This window comes from Acinetobacter sp. V91_7 (assembly GCF_031799075.1).
GTDB lineage: Bacteria > Pseudomonadota > Gammaproteobacteria > Pseudomonadales > Moraxellaceae > Acinetobacter > Acinetobacter calcoaceticus.
Genome location: NZ_JAVQNT010000044.1, coordinates 212420 through 230491, shown reverse-complemented (window position 1 = coordinate 230491; position 18072 = coordinate 212420). Strand labels below are relative to the sequence as shown.

Here is an 18072-nt window from a genome sequence, read left to right as displayed (position 1 = left end):
CAAAGGATGCGATTGCAAAAGTGAAAATTTTGCAATATTGACAAAAAAAATGAAAAAAGATGTAAGGAGATGGGTATGCTCAAACGGAGCATTGCTTTTGCTTTATTGGCTGCTGCTGGACACGCTTATTCTGCCGATATTCAAGTCACAAGTTTAGTTGATGAAAATGCAGATGATAGTTTATGTACATTACGCGAAGCTGTAGAGTTATTGAATAAACGTAATTCAACCAATTCTTCAGTAGTTGACTCTGTAAAAAATGGTTATCATGGATGTACTGGTAGTGACTCAACAAATATTATTCTGCAAAGGGATAAAGAGTATACACTTAAAGAAAAAATAACGATTACGGCTCCTTTAATAATTAGTACTGCGAAAAATGATTCTACATTAGTTGATACTGATCAACCAGGTTCGCATAACGCTACAATAAAAATGATTGGTACAGATGGATTATTTATAGTTGATGATGCAAGTGTTGAAAAAGCATCGATTTCTGTTTCGCTAACTGATCTTAACTTACAAGGTGCTGGTTTAAAATCTAAAGCCGTCACTGGTGGGTTGATCGATAATCATGAAATGTTGAAGATCCAAAACTCTCGTTTAATCGATGGATATGCAGCTCAAGGGGGAGCAATTTATAATAGAGGGCTTGTCACAAAAAGTGGCCAGACTTATGGTTTCGTCACTATTACCAATACTCTTATTCAAAATAATAAAGCAACACAAGGTGGAGTAATTTATAGCGAGCAGCCTTTGTATTTAGTCACGCAGTCTGTGATTCGAGACAATGAAGCTAGTTCAGCAGCTGGATCACTTTTTTTTAATGCAAATAAATTTGATGATGCAAGTACAGGTGGATACTTAAGTCAGCGCGCTACTGGATTGAGTAACAGTACTTTTTTCCACAATAAAGTAGGTTTTATTGCAAATATTCGAGATGGAATGTTTGTAAATAACATTACCATGATCAAAAATGACAAAGGGCTATTTCTAGATTCCCCCCAAGGTAATGCTTCTATTTCAAATAGTATTTTAGTTGGGAATACAATCAATTGTCAGGCTGGTACTGCGGATAAAGCAATCATACAAAGTAATTTAGTTACAGCAGAATGTAATAGGAACGCGACCTCAAAACTTCCAAATATTATCTATCCTAATAATGAAAAATTAATTGCAGGAACTACAGATGAAGGTGTCTGTGATGTAACAGCAAAAGAAGGGTTGCTATGCCCATTTAGTACGCCTAAAGATAGCTTCCTAGGTTTTTTTAAACCTCGACTGTTAGAAAGTTATAATACTTTAGCTGACTCCTTAATTATTAATAAAGGTCGTTTATATAGTGACGGCACATCAGTTGGATTAGCAAGCTGTGAAACTGTTGATCAACGTGGGAAAAAACGTAGTGGTTATGATGAGCTGTGTGATCTTGGTGCAATCGAATATATTTTAGATACAGAGATATCATCAGTAGGTCAAGATATTAGATACGGGCAAGTTGCAAAATTTAATATTATGGGGTCTCTAAGTGAAGCAGATTTGGTTACGCCTGCTACGTGTAAGCGATTGTTTGGTGAGCGGGCTGATGGAAAAGAATGGCAACCTGGATGTCTTCGAATTAAACAAAGTACAGACACCCCAATTTCTAAAGGCACTATAACTCTAGATCAAAATGGAAATGTAATTTATACGCCAAACGGTAACTGGCATGGTGCAGATATTTTTAGCATACAGGTTGTTACGAGTATTTCTCGTTTTAATGAAGGCGTAGAGTTTCAATATATCACTATCCCGACAAGAATTGTTCAGGACCCTTTATCTGGAATTGAAGACAAATCTGTGAGTGCTGGAGGTGGAGGTAGTGTTGGTAGCGGCTTTATTTTAAGTTTATTAGGTTTGATTGCTTTACGCCGTTTCAAGTCATAATCAGGGATGAGGACTATGAAAAATTATAAAAAAGCATTATTAGCATTAGCTGTGCTTGCAAATATGCCACTTTTTGCGGATACCACAAATAAAAGAATTGAGGTTACAACTTTTGCTGATGAAGATGGTGAAAATACGAATGCATGTTCATTAAGAGAAGCCATTAAAGTTGCAGAAACTCGTAAATCCGCCTATGGATGTACTGTTTTTAGTTTGGATGCCGATCAGGTAATTCAACTAAAAGCAGGGACTTATACTTTAAATAAAGAGTTAGTACCAAATGCTAATATTTCTATTTATGGTTATGGAGAGCGTGAGCAAGATAAAATTTGGTCAGAAAAGAATGTCTTAACAAATGATTATCCTGCATTACCTCTTCTTCAAACTCGTATTAATGCGGCTGGTAAGTCACGTATATTTAATACAGCAGAAAATCAAAAAGCCTTATTTTTACAAAATATTATTTTAGAAAATGGTATGGCTTCAAATCAAGGTGGGGCTATTTATGCGGGTGGCGATGTTACCTTATTAAATACACAAATTTTGAATTCGCAAGCACCGAAAGGTGGAGCTGTCTTTCTTGGTGGCAATGAGGTAGACCTATCGATAAGCCATTCCTTGCTACAAGGTAATCAGGCGACTACTGGTAGTGTGTTTGCAATGAGTTGTCTTAATGGTACTGAATATGCCAAACGAGAAGTTGCTTTTACATCTTCAAGTATTATCAAGAATGGCTCAAGTAACTCGGCTAGTACATTTGAATTTTGTGGTGAACCGAAAGCCACTTTTACAATTAATACAATTGCTCAAAATATTGCAAGTACTGTAAATGGAGTGATTTTAAAATTTACAGGAGATGCGATTCCTGGTAGTACAACGAATCCATCAACCATTTTAAGTGGTGGAAGTAGTTTAAAACTACAAAATAATACTATTGTCGAGAACAATGCGCATACTACTTTTCTCTATGATAGTTTAGGTGGGAAAGAGTTAAATTTTAATATAATTGGATACAACCCAGTTGGTTATGCTTGTCGATATTTAGCAGGCTCAGCAGCAGATTTGAAAAACACTGGTCTTAGATTATCTTTTAACGCACTCAATTTAAGTAATAACATTGATAAATGTGATTTACCAAAAGAAGTACTTTCTTCGGCCAATAAGACAATTGATATTTCAGGCGTTCCATTTAGCTCTTTACTTGAGCGCCATGAAAAAGCTACAGCAGTAACAGGTTTTTTACCACTTTATTTTCCATTGTTAGCTGCTGGAAAAGAAGATTTAATAGATGTAGACCCTGAGGGTAAAGCTATATGTGCTGATATAGATCAACGTGGTTTAGCTCGACGCCCAACTAATAAATTATATTATCAGCCAGACAACATTGCTCGTAATAGCTGTGATATAGGTTCTGTAGAATTAATGAAATTGACTGCTGGTGATTTAAGAGGTTTGGGGAATGAATCACTTACTACTTTACTTGAGGGATATCAAACACAATATGATACTGCAGAAAAAAATCTCACTAATCCACTTTATTCATATTTGTGGGACGCCTTAAAAATAGATTTTGCAAATTATAAAAATCTTCTCGATCAAACTAAAGCAAATGCAAAATATCGAGCTATCTATATTGATTTGAAGGCAAATGGTTTACCTTTGCCAAATGAAGATAGCAATCATCTTCTAAAATTTTTTAATAGTACGGATTACAATATTAAAGTCGAGACAATAGGGACTGGTCTAATCGACGATAAGGTATATAACATTAAAGATAAGGAAGAAAAAGTACTTAAATGTGAGTGGAACTCAGCTTTACAGCAAATTATTTTTTATAGATTAGATGATTTAACCACGACAGCTGGTGACAATAATTACTGTAAATATACCGTAAGTACTAAGGATGGGGCTATCCAGTCAACAGGTTTGTTAGAGGCCAAATTTGACAATATTGCGCCAGTAGCAAGTGATAGTAAGGTCATATTCCAATATTTAGCAAATGAAATAATTCCATTAAATTTACTTAAATATGCGAATGATGATGGGGATGGTCCAGCTAATACACTTATTACAAAGCCAAATAAACCTCAGTTTGCAGACTTGCCTATCTATTTACCAAGTAAAAGCTCAAAAGATGGAATTTTTACGGTCGTGAAGGCCGATAGAGAGGGTCCTTGCCCAGGTGATGATAAGGATAATACTTGTTATGGTGGTAATATTTATATTCAGGCTAAAAATAGTTTTAATAACTTCAATGATACATTAACTTATTACGTATATGACGCTGATAATAAGATTTCAAATGCTGGTACTCTAAGTTTGGTTAGCAGTAATACTGCTGCTGGAGGTAGTAGTGGAGGCGGTGGTGGTAGCTTAGGAATTTTATCTATAGCATCTTTACTTGGTTTAGTGGTCTATAGACGCTATCGTAAGTAATTCTTATAAAATAAAAAGCCTCCAATTGGAGGCTTTTTTATGGAAATTAGAGCTAGAACCTATATAAGTCATGAAACTCACGGTGTGTGAACTTCACATACTTATTTAATGTTCTAAATACTTATTCATATATTCTTCACGAATAGCTGTCCTTTCTTCACCATTTGCTTTAAGCATACGCTGACGTAAATCATTACGCTCTTGTGTACTCATTTTTTGCCATGCTTCACGCATTTTTTCTTTTTCAGCATCGGGGAGCTGAGTAAACCAGTCCATACGTTGCTGTAGGTTCGTACTTTGATTCGCTGGTAACTCTTTTAAGCTCTGGTAACGTTTAATAACTGCACGTTGTTCCTCTTCAGAAAGGGCATTCCATGTGTCATCAACTTGTGTATTGGCATCTTTAGAAAAAATCCAAAATCGTTCAAAACCTGCAAAACTGGTTTGCAAGAAACTTAATGAACAAAGGATAAGAGCTAATTTTTTAGCTGCCATGTTGTACTTTATCCTCACCCAAGACCATTAGCATTTCTAAATCTTCCACCATTTGGGGGGATAATTTAGGATTTACAATCACTTGATTTTGTGGCTTATCAACAATATCTGCTGAATTAGGTAAAATTACAAAACCTGTGATCGCTGCTGCAAGTGCAAAACCAGACATTTTCCAGACACTATAAAAAGAGGCTGGTTTTTGTTGAATATGGTCAAGCACATGATTCATGACCACTGTTTTATTTTTATGGTGATGTGCCAAACTATCAAGTTTAGACGTCACCTTTTTAGTGAAATCATCATGATTCATCAGAACCTCCCAAGGGATTTAAATGGGCCAAGTACTCTCTAAGTCCCTGAATTGCTCGGTGATAATGGGTTTTTACACTACCTTCGGTACAGTTCATGATCTGAGCTGTTGTGTGTGTGTCAAAACCTTCCCACGCACGTAACATAAATGCCTGTTGTTGACGAACAGGTAATTTTGAAATCGCTTCTCGAATTTCTTCGATAGTTACTGCTTGATCGAGAAAATCCGCAGGATTAATGGCTTTTTCATCAACTACATCAATGATTTCATCATCGTCATTGTCCAGACTAACTTTTTTGAAGAATGAAAATGGGTTTGCTCTACGAGATTCTTTGCGGCGCCAATCCTGAAGTTTGTTGTTTAAAATCGTATAAAACAGGGGATACCATTCTTCTGTACTTTTATCGGCATAAGATTTGTGTAAAGCAATAAATGCTTCTTGAACCAAATCCATTGCAATACCTTGTTGACCTTGGGTAGCACTCTCCATCATCACCAAAGCACGACCAGTTACATCTTGCATGAAAACTTTCAGGCGTTGTTCAGCCGTGCTTGCATGAGCACTAGATGTTTCCGATCGAGACTTTTTCGGTGCTAAATCCATGGAGATGGAAAATCCTGTCATTGGACATACCCACCTTATCTTCAATATATCTCTTATATAACGTTGAAAAGAGGTGGGAGGTTGACAACAATCGGCTATTTTTTACTAGTGTAATTGATTTTTTTCACAAATATGTGAGATGTAAAATAAATTAACGTTTTATTGGCGTTGACGAACCATCTCAAAAAAACAAATAGATCCTGCAATTGCTACGTTTAATGACTCTTGTCCACCTGGTTGAGGAATAGTCACTGATTGTGCGTGATCTAATGCGTAATCACTAGCACCTTGACCTTCATTTCCTAAAATCCATACACAGGGTTTAGAAAGATCTTGTGAATAGAGGCTTGTTGAGCGATGTGAGCTTGTAACAAAAACTGGAATAGGAAATTTTGGAAGAATATCTGTGAGTTGGAAGTTTTCAAAACAATGTAAGCTAAAATGCGCTCCCATACCTGCTCTTAAAACTCGCGGAGACCAAAGTGATGCAGAGCCTTGTGTGCAAATAATTTGTTTAATATTTGCTGCTGCTGCTGAACGTAGTAAGGTGCCTACGTTACCAGGATCTTGGATATTCTCCAGAATTAAAGTATCTACGTTATAATCGATCGTTGATGCAGTTTTAGGCAAATCGATAATAGCTAAACAAGGCAGACTCGTACCTAAAGTACTTAAATCTCTATATAAAACTTCACTAATAACAAAGATATGACCTTGATGCAGTTCGATTATTTCTTTTAAATCGTCGTGTTCTAATGCTTGTTCTGTCGTAAATAAAGAGAAAAGCTTCTTCTGTTGCTGTAGCCAAGCTAAACAAAGGTGAGTGCCTTCAAGGACTGTTTGTTGGTGTTTTTTTCGGGCGTTACTAAGTTCGATTAATCCACGCAAATGTTTAATTTTTGCATTGTCTTTTGATTCTAAAAAAATAACAGCCATAAGGAAATATCCAACAAAAGGGCACCATCATACTATGATGCCCTAAGTAATTAAAATTATTAATGATAGCTTGTTACGCGTTCAACTTCATTTTTAGAACCAATAATCACAGGAACTCGTTGATGAAGTTCTGTTGGTTCAATGTCTAAAATGCGAACACGGCCTGTAGTTGATGCACCACCAGCTTGTTCAATGAGCATACTCATTGGATTCGCCTCATACATTAAACGCAAGCGACCCGCTTTTGTCGGATCTTTTAAGTCGTATGGATAAAGGAAAATACCACTGCGGCATAAAATACGGTGAATATCACCCACCATACATGCTACCCAGCGCATGTTGAAATCTTTTTCACGAACAGAGGTTTTACCTGCAAGTAATTCATCAATATATTGTTTTACAGGATCTTCCCAATGACGCTGATTAGAAGCATTAATTGCAAACTCTTGAGTATCTGCTGCAACTTGAACATTGTCAGTAGTGAGCAAGAATGTTTGAGTTTCTGGGTCTAAAGTAAAGAATGCTACGCCATTTCCCACTGTTAAAGCCATCATGGTTGATGGGCCATAAAGTACGTAACCCGCAGCAACTTGCTGTGTACCAGCTTGCATGAAATCTTCTGCTTGTGTTACCGCATTTTTTGCCGGCAGAATAGAGAAAATTGTACCTACACACATATTAATATCAATATTACTTGAGCCATCTAATGGGTCAAATAAAACCAGATATTTCCCATTTTCTTGGGCTGGTGTGAACTCATCAAGCTCTTCAGAAGCAAGACCACCTACTTGAGGATGAACTTTTAATGCATCGATTAAATAGTCATTAGAAATCACATCAAGTTTTTTCTGTGTTTCACCTTGAACATTTTCATTACCAGCACTTCCTAAAATACCAGCGAGCGCACCTTTTTGTAAGGCTTGATCGATAGTTTTACAGGTTGTGGCGATAGTATCGATGACTTGAGCCAACTCCGGTGTTAGATTCCCTTTTTGTTGTTCTAAAAATTGGGACAAGGTGAGGTTGGACATAGAAAATAGCTCCTGTGCTTCAAGCATCAAAATGAGTCAGATAAATACGTGGCATATTCTAGATGAGAATGGCACAAAATAAAAATTATCTTACTTTATTTGTGTTGGATTTATGCTTACAGATCCCATTTTAAATGGTATGTTGATTATATAACAACGGACTGTATATTTTAGGAGAATCGAAATGACAACAAAGAAGTTTGATGCGACCCCAACGGCAGGTGAACCAATCAATCTAGATGAAATTTCGAAAGAGAATGTTCAGGATGCTTGGAAAGATTATGAGGCAAAACCTGAATATAAAGATTTTAATAAGCATGATTTGATTGAATCGATGCAACATTCTGAAGAAGAAAAGAAATCTTCCTAAGTTTTGTTGTTATAAAAAAACGCTCATAAAAATATGAGCGTTTTTTTATGCGTATTCTTTATTTTAATAAAGGAGGTACTGCTTCGTAATTAATTTCAACGCGGCGGTTTTCTTTCCACGCAGATTCATCATGTCCTGCATTAACAGGAGCTTCTTTACCATAACTTACAGCTTCAAGTTGCTGTGGGTTTACGCCATTGGTAATTAAGTAACTTTGCACAGCTTTAGCACGACGCTCGCCTAAAGCCATATTGTACTCACGTGTACCACGTTCATCTGTATGACCAGTTAAAGCAACTTTTGAATTTGCATTTGCCATAAGAAATTGTGCGTGAGCTTGGAGAGTTTGATAGTCTTCAGTAGATAAGTCACTGCTGTCATAATCAAAATGAACAACGCGTTTAGCCAAAGCAGCTTTATTTGATTCAGTCACACCTTTCGATGAAGCACCTGCCAAATTTTGAGCATTTAATGCTGCATCTTCACTTAAACCAGAAGTGTTTACCGTACTTGGATTTGTACCAGTTGTTGTAGTCGCTGCCGGTTTGCGGCTAGCACAACCTGTCATCACAAGTGCTACGCAAAGAAAGGGTAAAGCTAAATATTTGATTGATTTCATGATCATCTCCATCAATGGAATTAAAAGTTATTTTGGTGCCCATGCCGGTTCACGTACTTCACCTTGTTCACTTGGTAAATTCATACGGAAACGTCCATCAGTAGACATAATAGACAACAAGCCACGGTTGCCTTCACGAGTTGCGTAGACCACCATTTGCCCATTTGGTGAGAAACTTGGTGATTCATCTAAACTGGTTGGGGTAAGAATATTGGTGATGCCAGTATTAATGTCCTGAATTGCAACTTTATAACTGCTGCCACTTGGGCGATGAACAAGAGCAATCTTTTTGCCATCTGCACTTAAAGTTCCACGTGCATTAAATGAACCTTTAAACGTTAGACGTTTTACTGAGCCATCAGCAAAGGTATAACGATAGATTTGAGCAGAACCACCACGGTCAGAAGTAAAAATAAACGATTTTCCATCTGGTGTATAACGTGCTTCAGTATCAATTGCCGAGTCGTTTGTCATACGTTTGACTTGGCGAGTTGATAAATCCATTTGATAGATTTCAGGGTTGCCATTCATAGATGCTGTAAATAGCATTGATTGGCCATCAGGTGAAAAACTCGGTGCGCCATTTAGGCCTTTAAAGCTTGTGAGTACTTCACGTGTCCCTGTAGATAAATCTTGTAAATAAATTGCTGGACGTTTGGTTTCAAATGAAACATAAGCAATTTTCTTAGCATCTGGTGTCCATGCTGGTGAAAGAATTGGATCACGAGATGACAAAACAGTTTTTGGTTGTTCACCATCCGTATCTGCAATTTGTAAAGTATAACGTTCTGCAGGAGTTGCCGGATTTCTGAGTACATACGCAATACGGCCACTAAAATCACCCGGAATGCCTGTAAGTGCCTGATAAATAGCATCACTTACCATATGGCCAGCTTGACGTATACGTGAAGCAGGTACATTTAAAAGTTCATTTAAAATGTATTGCTGCTTTTGTACATCATAAAGTTGGTAATGAACTTCAAAACCTGTAGCTGTTTGTTTAATTTGTCCAGTAACTACATATGGAATTCCGGCAGCTTGCCAGTCAGAAGCTTGAATCTGATTGATTGCAGCATTAGCAGGTAAATTTTTAGATGAGCTTGTAAAGCGTCCAGAACGATTTAAGTCAGTTTCAACAATAGGAGAGAGCCCATTGTCATTATTAAACGGGACAATAGCAATTTTAGGTGCCTGATCTGGTGCTTTAGCAATTTCCAGATATAACTGGGCAAAAGCAGTTGTAGGAGCTAGAGGGCTTAATGCGGTGATCAATGCTAAAGATAGCAGGTGTTTGCGGCTCGTATTCATAAGTTTAAAGTCATAGCTGGTATTTTTGTGACTGTTGATTTTGTAGCATAGTTACATGCCTTAAACTATTTAAAGCATGTAACTCTTTCAAAATTATTGCGCTCTAAATGTAGAGGTAACACTTCTTGCTTCGCGCCTTGCATCTGGGTCTGATGGCATAGGATATGGCGCAGAGGCTTGAATTGCGGCCTTAATACTTGCATCTAAAGCATCATCTCCGCTTGAACGCGTGATTACAATTGAATTGACACTTCCCGAATCTGAGAGGGTAAAACGAACACCAACTGTTTTACCACTACTGCCCGTCGGAACATCCCAAGAGCGTCGAATTTTTTGCTCAAAATCACGTCTAGCTGAAGAAGCAACTTTTTTAGCCTCAGCTTTCTTTTGAGCTGCCTCTTCTTGTGCTTTTTGAGCAGATGCAGCTTTTGCTTCAGCCTCTGCATCAGCTTTACGTTTAGCATCGTCAGCAGCTTTTTGTTGTTTGGCTTTTGCATCTGCTTCGGCTTTACGTTTAGCGTCGTCATTGGCTTTTTGCTGTTTAGCTTTTGCATCGGCGTCAGCTTTACGTTTAGCGTCGTCATTGGCTTTTTGCTGCTTGGCTTTTGCATCAGCCTCAGCTTTACGTTTAGCATCTTCATTTGCTTTTTGCTGCTTAGCTTTTGCATCGGCGTCAGCTTTACGTTTGGCATCTTCATTTGCTTTTTGTTGCTTAGCTTTAGCATCGGCTTCGGCTTTGCGTTTAGCGTCGTCATTGGTTTTTTGCTGTTTAGCTTTTGCCTCAGCTTCAGCTTTACGTTTAGCTTCTTGCTGTGCTAAAAGTTTAGCGTTTTCAGACTTTTGAGCCTCACGTTTCAGCTTTGCATCGGTCTCCGCTTTACGCTTAGCCTCTTCAGCGACTTTTTGTCTAGCCTTAGCATCTGCTTCAGCTTTCGCACTTTGTTCGGCTTTACGTTTTTGTTCAGCTTCCGCTCTTGCTTTAGCTTCAGTTTGACGTTTAGCTTCAGCCTGCTGCTTTTGTGCTTCCTCTACACGTTGCTGCTCTGTTGCTTGTTTAGCTTTCGCCGCTTCCTCAGCCTTGCGTTTTTGTTCAGCTAATTTTGCTTGTTGTGCCTGTTCAGCTTTTTGCTTTTCAGCAGCGAGCTGCTGTGCAGTCGGAGGAGGGGGCGCTGCTGGAAGATTTTGAGGAAGAGTTTCATCCACAATAGGGCTTAATACCTCTTTTGCTTCATTTGTAGCAGTTGTCTCTTGTTCAATTTCTTTCGCTAAAGGCGGGGGTAAATCTTCTGGCTTAACTAAAATAGTTGTTAGCTTTTTTGGCTGTTCAGGTGGTTTACTCAAGCCTAAAAAAAGCAAGCCAACAATGGCAATTGCATGAACTCCAATTGTAAAGCTCAATGCAATCGCATTTTGTTTAAAGTGTGGCTTTTGATTTTTATTCATAGCTTATTTTAAAGGCTCTGTCAGAAGGCCAACTTGAGTTAAACCTGCTTCTTGTAAACTTGCCATCAGTGATACGACCTCTCCATAAGGACGAGACTTATCACCATTGACTAAAACTGTGAGTTGTTTATTTTCTTGTTCAGCTTGTTTTTGAGCATCGCTTAAAACTTCTTCAAGTTTTTCACGAGATAATGGCTCACTATCTTTGTAATCTTCATACTGAAGATAAATATTGCCATCTTTACCAATCGTTACCATAGCAGGCATATCTTTTGATTCGATTGGATGGTTATTTGCTTGAGGTAAATCGACTTTAATACCACTAGTAATCATGGGAGCAGTCACCATGAAAATAACCAAAAGTACGAGCATAACGTCAATATAAGGTACGACGTTCATATCACTTTTTAGTGGTTTTTTTATGCGCTCAAAGCGCCCTGAACGCTGAATTGCCATTATGCATCTTCCTGTGATGAACCCACAGACTGACGTTGCAATAAAGCAATCATCTCTTCAGCAAATAAAGCACGATCAGAGTAAACACTTTCGCTTTTAGAAGTGAAATGGTTAAAAGCCAATACGGCAGGAATTGCAGCAAATAAACCAATTGCGGTTGCAATAAGTGCTTCGGCAATACCCGGTGCAACAGTTGCCAGAGTAACTTGATCAACAGCAGCTAAACCGATAAAGGCATTCATAATGCCCCAAACAGTACCGAATAGACCGATATAAGGAGCTACAGAACCGATACTTGCTAAACTACCTAAGCCATATTCTAGGTGGCTCTGATCACGACTCAAACCTACACGTAAAATACGTTCAGTTCCTTCGATCGTTTGTGAAACAGGAGCCTGACGTTTTTTAAGTTTAAAAAATTCACTCAATCCTTGATAAAAAATATCTTCAAGACCTGAGCGTTTTGAGTTGAGTTGAGCATTGTTGTAAAGCGTATTGAGTTCAGCACCAGACCAGAACATTTTCTGGAAATGTTCATCTTCTTGATGTGCTTTTTTATAACTCATATGTAACTTGGCAATCAGATACCAACTAAAGATTGATGCTAATAATAAAATTAGCATGACCAACTGAACGACTGGACTTGCCTGTAAAATAAGGTCAGAAATATGCAGGGTTGATTCAATGTTTGTTGCCATAGTTACATATGCCGGTTGTTTTTTTAGTCTTGTTCCAATTCTTTACGAATAAGATCACGTATTTCTTCTGGAAGACGACGAGCTATCAGTTCTTTGCTTAAACATGCCAACTCAACCTCGCCAGAAGCAAGCAAGATTTCACCACGATAAATATTTTGTTGCAACACAAATGACGCAGCTTTACATGAAACTACACGTGCTGTAACAGTAATTAAATCATCCATTAAAATAGGACGCATGTATTTTACGTCAATTTTGTGTACGACAAAGTTGTAATCTTTTTGATGCCAGTAATGATCAACGCCAGAAGCACGGAGCCATTCAGTACGGGTACGTTCCATATAGCGAATGTGGTTGGCATGGTAAACAATACCACCTGCGTCCGTATCTTCAATATAAACACGAATGTTGAATTCAAAATGATTCGCCATGAGAGGATTCCGTTTTAGTTCACTATAGAGCTTTGCATTTAAAATATGACTGCTGAATAAAACATCAATTTTATTCGAAGCCACGTATATGCTTTAAATACGGGGCAGTTTAGCAGATTGCATACTAAGTCCTATGGCACAACCTTTCAATTGCGATTGCTGTATTTCTAGTCTAAAAACAGTACATCTTATGGCTAGCATGCTTTTAAATTATGACGGCTTCCATGTGGTTTGAACTTGTTTTGATATATTCGGATAATCTAATACGAACCTTACATGTAACTCGGTTCCTGTTTTTAAGGCCTTGTCATCTACAATAAAATAAGGATTATGATTTGGTGCAGCCTGACTTACGTCTTGGTTTTCTGGTGTAGCTCCTAAGAAAACAAAGAATGAAGGCATCAGTTTGCCATAATATGCAAAATCTTCACTTGCACTCGCATTATGATCTAAAACATGTAATTTTGAATCTCCAGCAACTTTGGCTAAAGTTGGCTGAATAAGTTGAGTAAGGGTTTTATCATTCATGGTCACTGGTGCATAAGGTGCAATTTCAACTTTAGCAGTTACATCATTGGCTTGAGCATTATGCTCTATCATGACCGGTAAGCTTTTTAAGATATTATTTCTTATTTGTTCGTTATTGGAGCGAATGGTCCCGATCATATTGACCTGTTCAGGAATTACATTTCCTGCAGTGCCGCCTTGAATATTGCCGATACTGATTACGCCCATACCTTCAGTCAGATCTGTTCTTCGGCTAATAAGACTTTGTAAATTGTTAATCATGAGCGCAGATGCATAAATTGGATCTTTGCCTAACCATGGGGTAGAGCCATGGACCTGTTTGCCATTGACCTGAATACGTAAGTGATCTGCACTATTTAAAATGGCCCCATCTTTATAGTAAAGATGACCACTTTTCATGCCTGCCATGACATGCATTCCAAAAATAGCTTCTGGCTTATAGTTTTTAAAGGCGCCGTCTGAGATCATTTTTCTAGAACCGATTTGATCGCCATGAGTAAAGTTATCTATATCTGCACCACCTTCTTCAGCAGGTTGAAAAACAAAAACAACTGTGCCCGATATTTTATCTTTATTAGCAGCCAAAATTTTTGCTGCGCCTAATAACATTGCAGTGTGTGCATCATGTCCACAAGCATGCATCACATAAGTTTCTTTGCCTTGATAAATTGCTTTTTGTTTACTTGCAAAGGGTAGGCCGCTTTTTCTTCCATCGGCAGAGCATCCATATCCGCTCGAAGTGCGATGATAGGGCCGGGTTTGTCACCTTTTAAAATGCCGATTACGCCAGTTTTTGCATAACCAGTTTTGACCTGAATGCCATAAGATTTCAATTCTTTTTGAACAAGGGCAGATGTTTTAAACTCCATATTGCCCAGTTCAGGATGTTGGTGAATGTTTTGTCTTAGCTGAATAATCTGATTTTCATTTTGTTGAGCAGCATCATTGACCCAATCTGCTAGGCTTAGCTGACTTATGAGGGCGAGTGGCAAAAATAAAGTGGCTTTCTTATACATGTCCTTATCCTAAAAATATTATTGTTCATAAGATTTAATATCTTGATTTCTTATAATTCAGTTTTTAAAAATATTAAAAAATCAATAAGGTATAAAGAAAGACTTAAAAGGTATCGAGTCGCTAATTAATTGATAAGACAATTATTATTTTAGTTAAATAGAATAGTTAAATTAAAAAGAGGAAGAGAAAACTCTCTTCCTTTGGCTAGTTTTTAGGCTCAGGTGGCGTCAGTCCAAACTGTAAATAAGATTGATTGGTTGCAATACGGCCTCGAGCAGTACGCATGACATAACCTTGTTGAATTAAATAAGGTTCAAGAACGTCTTCAAGAGTACCGCTATCTTCAGCCATTGCTGCTGCAAGTGCTTCAACGCCAGCAGGACCACCATCAAAGCGCTCTAGTAGCATGCTCAAATAACGTCGGTCTAGGGTGTCTAAGCCTGCCTTATCAACATTGAGCATATCAAGCGCACGTTGCGCCATGTCATGTGTCACTTCACCTGTACCTTTTACTTGTGCATAGTCACGCACACGACGTAATAGACGATTGGCAATACGAGGTGTTCCACGTGCGCGGCGTGCAACTTCTTCTGCACCCTCAACTGTAATTGGCACATTCATTAAGTTTGCAGAGCGCGACACGATGTGAGTTAGGTCTTCTACAGAGTAAAACTCAAGACGTTGCACAATCCCAAAACGGTCACGTAGTGGTGACGTAAGTAAGCCCGCACGTGTAGTCGCAGCGACGAGTGTAAAAGGTGGTAAATCCAGTTTGATTGAGCGAGCAGCAGGACCTTCACCAATCATGATATCCAGTTGGTAATCTTCCATCGCTGGGTAAAGAATTTCTTCAATAACTGGAGAAAGACGATGAATTTCGTCAATGAACAAGACATCGCCTTCTTCAAGGTTGGTAAGCATTGCAGCTAAGTCGCCCGCACGCTCCAAAACTGGCCCCGAAGTAGATTTAAGATTACCGCCCATTTCACGCGCAATAATGTTGGCAAGTGTGGTTTTACCCAAGCCGGGTGGACCAAAAATCAGCGTGTGATCGAGTGCTTCACCACGACCGCGAGCAGCGCCAATGAAAATTTCCATTTGTTCGCGTACTACAGGTTGCCCAATATAGTCGGCAAGTGAAGTTGGTCGAATCGCCCGATCAAAATGATCTTCTGGTTTTTCTGCTCCACTGATTAAACGGTCTTGCATAATTGTTTTACTTCATCATTGATTTTAGAGCAGCGCGAATAATATCGGCTGATTCGGTGTAATCGGCTTTAACAGCAGCAACAGCTTTTTGTGCCTCAAGTGGCTTGTAACCTAAAGATTGCAAAGCTGCTTCTGCTTCTGCCACAGGAGGGTTTGCAGCAAACTGAATTTGAGGCAGGGTAGTCGCAGAAGAAGTTCCTTGAGCCAATGTTTTGAAACGGTCACGAAGTTCGATCATTAAGCGTTCAGCGGTTTTTTTGCCAACACCCGGAACTTTGACCAACGTGTTGATATCGTCATGCTCAATTGTGTGCACAAGTAACTCAACACTTAACGTCGATAGAATCCCTAATGCCATTTTCGGGCCGACACCATTTACTTTTAATAAGGTGCGGAAAATTATTTTTTCTTGAGCATCAATGAAACCGTAAAGCTGTTGAGCATCTTCACGGACAACCAAATGCGTCCATAACGTAACTTTTTGGCCTTTTTGTAATTGGCAAAATGTTGAAAGTGGCGTATCAATTTCATAACCCACACCATTTACATTCAGTAAGACAGTAGGGGCTTCTAGGGCAAACACTTCGCCAATTAAACATCCGATCATAGAGTAATTTCACTTATTCATAACTGTAAATCTGGTCGTTCTAACATTAATTGAAAACGACACAGGTTTTATTTCTTTCTATATCAAGCCAGCTTAAAACAAGCCAATTTTATTACCTTGTAACTCTTGAGCCAAGCTATAAGCCTGATGATCTGAGAACTTACTGATAATATCGAGTACTTGCATAATATTACTGTAGTGATTATTGCTAAAGTTAGCACCATACAGATTAAGGATAGACATTAAACGTTGTTCTTTAAAGCTCAAAGATTTATGTGGCGTGGTCAAAGGCACAAATGCATCCAAAATGGTTTGCAAACTTTGATGCGCAATAATTTCTAAACCAGACTTTTGTGGATGTTCAAAAATTTTATCACGTGCCAGATTTTTGGCTGTTTCGATACCAATTGCAATATCGGGTGAGCAATATTGTAAAAGGTTGCCTTTAAGCTGACCGGTAATAATTTCATAATGATGTTTAGCAAAAGCTGTAGTAACTTCATCCACAAGACGTTTCATGACGCGACCACGTAATGCTGAAATCTTTTGTTGCCACGTACTGTCTGGGTGTGACAATTCTTCAGGCTGACCATAATCGGCAATAAGATTTAAGAAAATTGGTTCAACTTCTTGGTAACTCAGCATATTTAAGATAATGCCATCTTCTAAGTCAATTAACGCATAGCAAATGTCGTCAGCGGCTTCTAGTAAGTAGGTCAATGGGTGACGACAATAATGATATTCACCTAACTGAATAAGCCCGAGTTGTTCAGCAATCTGTTTTAAAATTTCTTTTTCAGACTGATAACAGCCAAACTTTGCTCGTTGATGGGAAGGACGATCACCTTGTGAAGCAATGGTTTTTGAAAGCCATGGATACTTTAAATAAGCACCTAAGGTTGCATAGGTTAAACGCATACCTCCATCATTTGGATGATAATCAATGCGGCTTAATAAACGTAATCCTTGAGCATTACCCTCAAACTGACGAACATCGGCTTCTTCTTCTGGACTTAATTTTTTTAAAAAATCATCATGTGATGCATCATCGAACCACTCACGAATTGCATATTCACCTGCATGCCCAAAAGGTGGGTTACCAATATCGTGAGCCAGACAGGCTGCTTGAATAATTGCACCGACATCGGCAGGAGAAATCCAGACAGGTAATTCATTTTTTATTTTTTCTGCTGCGAGCATACCCATTGAGCGGCCAATACAGGAAACTTCAAGTGAGTGAGTTAGGCGAGTGTGAATGCCATCATGCTGTGCGAGTGGGTGAACTTGCGTCTTACGGTTTAGCTGACGAAAACTTTGAGAAAATATAATGCGGTCATAATCTTTATGGAATGGGCTACGAGCCAGTTCTGTACTGCTTTTTTTACTACCTAAACGAACTGCAGAAAGCAGCTCTAACCAACGCATTTGTTCCATTTATCATTATTCAAAACTGTAAAACCTGATCATGCCAAAAAAAAGTTAAAAGCACTAGCTTGGTGCGACATAGTTTGTCTTAGTTCAGGTTTTATTATGTTATTGAACAAACATGAAACAATTTATTTTTAGCTAGAATACCTAAAAAAATGATTTTGAACAAAAAACTAATCACTTCTTGCAGAATTAGGTTACAGAATACTGATTCTACATC

17 protein-coding genes and 1 pseudogene are annotated in these 18072 nt (G+C 38.3%); 3 read left to right on the top strand and 15 right to left on the bottom strand.

The annotated features are described in order from the left end of the window. Window positions 1-75: 75 nt before the first annotated feature. Window positions 76-1926 carry a rhombotarget A gene (rbtA, locus tag RMB03_RS19250; protein WP_231762735.1) on the top strand — a complete coding sequence of 617 codons (1851 nt, stop codon included), beginning with the start codon at window positions 76-78 and terminating at the stop codon, window positions 1924-1926. A gap of 15 nt (window positions 1927-1941) precedes the next feature. Beyond that, complete coding sequence (locus RMB03_RS19245; RefSeq protein WP_311077271.1) at window positions 1942-4362, top strand: CSLREA domain-containing protein; 2421 nt, start codon at window positions 1942-1944, stop codon at window positions 4360-4362. Window positions 4363-4467: 105 nt separating this feature from the next. Here RMB03_RS19245 and RMB03_RS19240 read toward each other — a convergent pair whose 3' ends face one another. The 5 genes from RMB03_RS19240 to RMB03_RS19220 all read right to left on the bottom strand — a co-directional run bounded on the left by RMB03_RS19240 (window position 4468) and on the right by RMB03_RS19220 (window position 7738). Beyond that, entirely contained in the window at window positions 4468-4857 is a 390-nt protein-coding gene (locus RMB03_RS19240) for a DUF3106 domain-containing protein (RefSeq protein WP_004790640.1), read from the bottom strand. Then, window positions 4847-5167: a hypothetical protein gene (locus RMB03_RS19235; RefSeq protein WP_004643705.1), complete on the bottom strand. Its 321-nt coding sequence runs from the start codon at window positions 5165-5167 to the stop codon at window positions 4847-4849. Before RMB03_RS19235 ends, RMB03_RS19240 begins: the two co-directional genes overlap by 11 nt. Then, on the bottom strand, window positions 5157-5771 hold the full coding sequence (locus RMB03_RS19230; protein ID WP_005045802.1) for an RNA polymerase sigma factor: 615 nt from the start codon (window positions 5769-5771) through the stop codon (window positions 5157-5159). The genes RMB03_RS19235 and RMB03_RS19230 overlap by 11 nt, the downstream gene beginning before the upstream one ends. A gap of 159 nt (window positions 5772-5930) precedes the next feature. After that, window positions 5931-6707, bottom strand: coding sequence for an RNA methyltransferase (locus RMB03_RS19225; RefSeq protein ID WP_056481512.1), 777 nt, complete (start codon window positions 6705-6707; stop codon window positions 5931-5933). 59 nt (window positions 6708-6766) lie between these two features. Next, window positions 6767-7738 (bottom strand): class 1 fructose-bisphosphatase, encoded by a 972-nt coding sequence (locus tag RMB03_RS19220; protein WP_017391832.1) that lies wholly within the window; start codon window positions 7736-7738, stop codon window positions 6767-6769. 184 nt (window positions 7739-7922) lie between these two features. Here RMB03_RS19220 and RMB03_RS19215 point away from each other — a divergent pair, with 184 nt between their 5' ends. Further along, the gene (locus tag RMB03_RS19215; protein ID WP_003650227.1) at window positions 7923-8108 is read left to right on the top strand and encodes an NF038105 family protein; all 186 of its coding nucleotides are present in this window, start codon (window positions 7923-7925) and stop codon (window positions 8106-8108) included. 58 nt (window positions 8109-8166) lie between these two features. Here the strand turns inward: RMB03_RS19215 and pal are convergent, their stop codons facing one another. From pal to RMB03_RS19165, 10 genes and pseudogenes are all read right to left on the bottom strand, one after another. Next, window positions 8167-8727: a peptidoglycan-associated lipoprotein Pal gene (gene pal, locus RMB03_RS19210; protein ID WP_311077270.1), complete on the bottom strand. Its 561-nt coding sequence runs from the start codon at window positions 8725-8727 to the stop codon at window positions 8167-8169. Window positions 8728-8754: 27 nt separating this feature from the next. Then, window positions 8755-10035 (bottom strand): Tol-Pal system beta propeller repeat protein TolB, encoded by a 1281-nt coding sequence (gene tolB / locus RMB03_RS19205; RefSeq protein ID WP_080027605.1) that lies wholly within the window; start codon window positions 10033-10035, stop codon window positions 8755-8757. Window positions 10036-10128: 93 nt separating this feature from the next. Continuing rightward, window positions 10129-11478: a cell envelope integrity protein TolA gene (tolA, locus tag RMB03_RS19200; protein ID WP_311077269.1), complete on the bottom strand. Its 1350-nt coding sequence runs from the start codon at window positions 11476-11478 to the stop codon at window positions 10129-10131. Window positions 11479-11481: 3 nt separating this feature from the next. Further along, window positions 11482-11934, bottom strand: a complete 453-nt coding sequence (tolR, locus tag RMB03_RS19195; RefSeq protein ID WP_003650231.1) for a protein TolR — start codon at window positions 11932-11934, stop codon at window positions 11482-11484. Continuing rightward, window positions 11934-12632 (bottom strand): protein TolQ, encoded by a 699-nt coding sequence (tolQ, locus tag RMB03_RS19190; RefSeq protein ID WP_003650232.1) that lies wholly within the window; start codon window positions 12630-12632, stop codon window positions 11934-11936. Before tolQ ends, tolR begins: the two co-directional genes overlap by 1 nt. Window positions 12633-12655: 23 nt before the next feature. Continuing rightward, window positions 12656-13063: a tol-pal system-associated acyl-CoA thioesterase gene (ybgC, locus tag RMB03_RS19185; RefSeq protein ID WP_004643695.1), complete on the bottom strand. Its 408-nt coding sequence runs from the start codon at window positions 13061-13063 to the stop codon at window positions 12656-12658. Window positions 13064-13273: 210 nt separating this feature from the next. After that, window positions 13274-14607 (bottom strand): annotated as a pseudogene (locus tag RMB03_RS19180) (M20 family metallopeptidase). Between the two features lie 205 nt (window positions 14608-14812). After that, complete coding sequence (gene ruvB, locus RMB03_RS19175; RefSeq protein ID WP_004643694.1) at window positions 14813-15817, bottom strand: Holliday junction branch migration DNA helicase RuvB; 1005 nt, start codon at window positions 15815-15817, stop codon at window positions 14813-14815. 7 nt (window positions 15818-15824) lie between these two features. Then, window positions 15825-16424, bottom strand: coding sequence for a Holliday junction branch migration protein RuvA (gene ruvA, locus RMB03_RS19170; protein WP_311077268.1), 600 nt, complete (start codon window positions 16422-16424; stop codon window positions 15825-15827). A gap of 93 nt (window positions 16425-16517) precedes the next feature. After that, on the bottom strand, window positions 16518-17858 hold the full coding sequence (locus RMB03_RS19165) for a deoxyguanosinetriphosphate triphosphohydrolase (protein WP_003650236.1): 1341 nt from the start codon (window positions 17856-17858) through the stop codon (window positions 16518-16520). Window positions 17859-18072 lie beyond the last annotated feature (214 nt).

Excerpts from the sequence above, each read along its gene's own strand:
- rbtA (WP_231762735.1), top strand. The coding sequence starts at position 76 with ATGCTCAAACGGAGCATTGCTTTTGCTTTATTGGCTGCTGCTGGACAC.
- RMB03_RS19245 (WP_311077271.1), top strand. The coding sequence starts at position 1,942 with ATGAAAAATTATAAAAAAGCATTATTAGCATTAGCTGTGCTTGCAAAT.
- RMB03_RS19240 (WP_004790640.1), bottom strand. The coding sequence starts at position 4,857 with ATGGCAGCTAAAAAATTAGCTCTTATCCTTTGTTCATTAAGTTTCTTG.
- RMB03_RS19235 (WP_004643705.1), bottom strand. The coding sequence starts at position 5,167 with ATGAATCATGATGATTTCACTAAAAAGGTGACGTCTAAACTTGATAGT.
- RMB03_RS19230 (WP_005045802.1), bottom strand. The coding sequence starts at position 5,771 with ATGGATTTAGCACCGAAAAAGTCTCGATCGGAAACATCTAGTGCTCAT.
- RMB03_RS19225 (WP_056481512.1), bottom strand. The coding sequence starts at position 6,707 with ATGGCTGTTATTTTTTTAGAATCAAAAGACAATGCAAAAATTAAACAT.
- RMB03_RS19220 (WP_017391832.1), bottom strand. The coding sequence starts at position 7,738 with ATGTCCAACCTCACCTTGTCCCAATTTTTAGAACAACAAAAAGGGAAT.
- RMB03_RS19215 (WP_003650227.1), top strand. The coding sequence starts at position 7,923 with ATGACAACAAAGAAGTTTGATGCGACCCCAACGGCAGGTGAACCAATC.
- pal (WP_311077270.1), bottom strand. The coding sequence starts at position 8,727 with ATGAAATCAATCAAATATTTAGCTTTACCCTTTCTTTGCGTAGCACTT.
- tolB (WP_080027605.1), bottom strand. The coding sequence starts at position 10,035 with ATGAATACGAGCCGCAAACACCTGCTATCTTTAGCATTGATCACCGCA.
- tolA (WP_311077269.1), bottom strand. The coding sequence starts at position 11,478 with ATGAATAAAAATCAAAAGCCACACTTTAAACAAAATGCGATTGCATTG.
- tolR (WP_003650231.1), bottom strand. The coding sequence starts at position 11,934 with ATGGCAATTCAGCGTTCAGGGCGCTTTGAGCGCATAAAAAAACCACTA.
- tolQ (WP_003650232.1), bottom strand. The coding sequence starts at position 12,632 with ATGGCAACAAACATTGAATCAACCCTGCATATTTCTGACCTTATTTTA.
- ybgC (WP_004643695.1), bottom strand. The coding sequence starts at position 13,063 with ATGGCGAATCATTTTGAATTCAACATTCGTGTTTATATTGAAGATACG.
- ruvB (WP_004643694.1), bottom strand. The coding sequence starts at position 15,817 with ATGCAAGACCGTTTAATCAGTGGAGCAGAAAAACCAGAAGATCATTTT.
- ruvA (WP_311077268.1), bottom strand. The coding sequence starts at position 16,424 with ATGATCGGATGTTTAATTGGCGAAGTGTTTGCCCTAGAAGCCCCTACT.
- RMB03_RS19165 (WP_003650236.1), bottom strand. The coding sequence starts at position 17,858 with ATGGAACAAATGCGTTGGTTAGAGCTGCTTTCTGCAGTTCGTTTAGGT.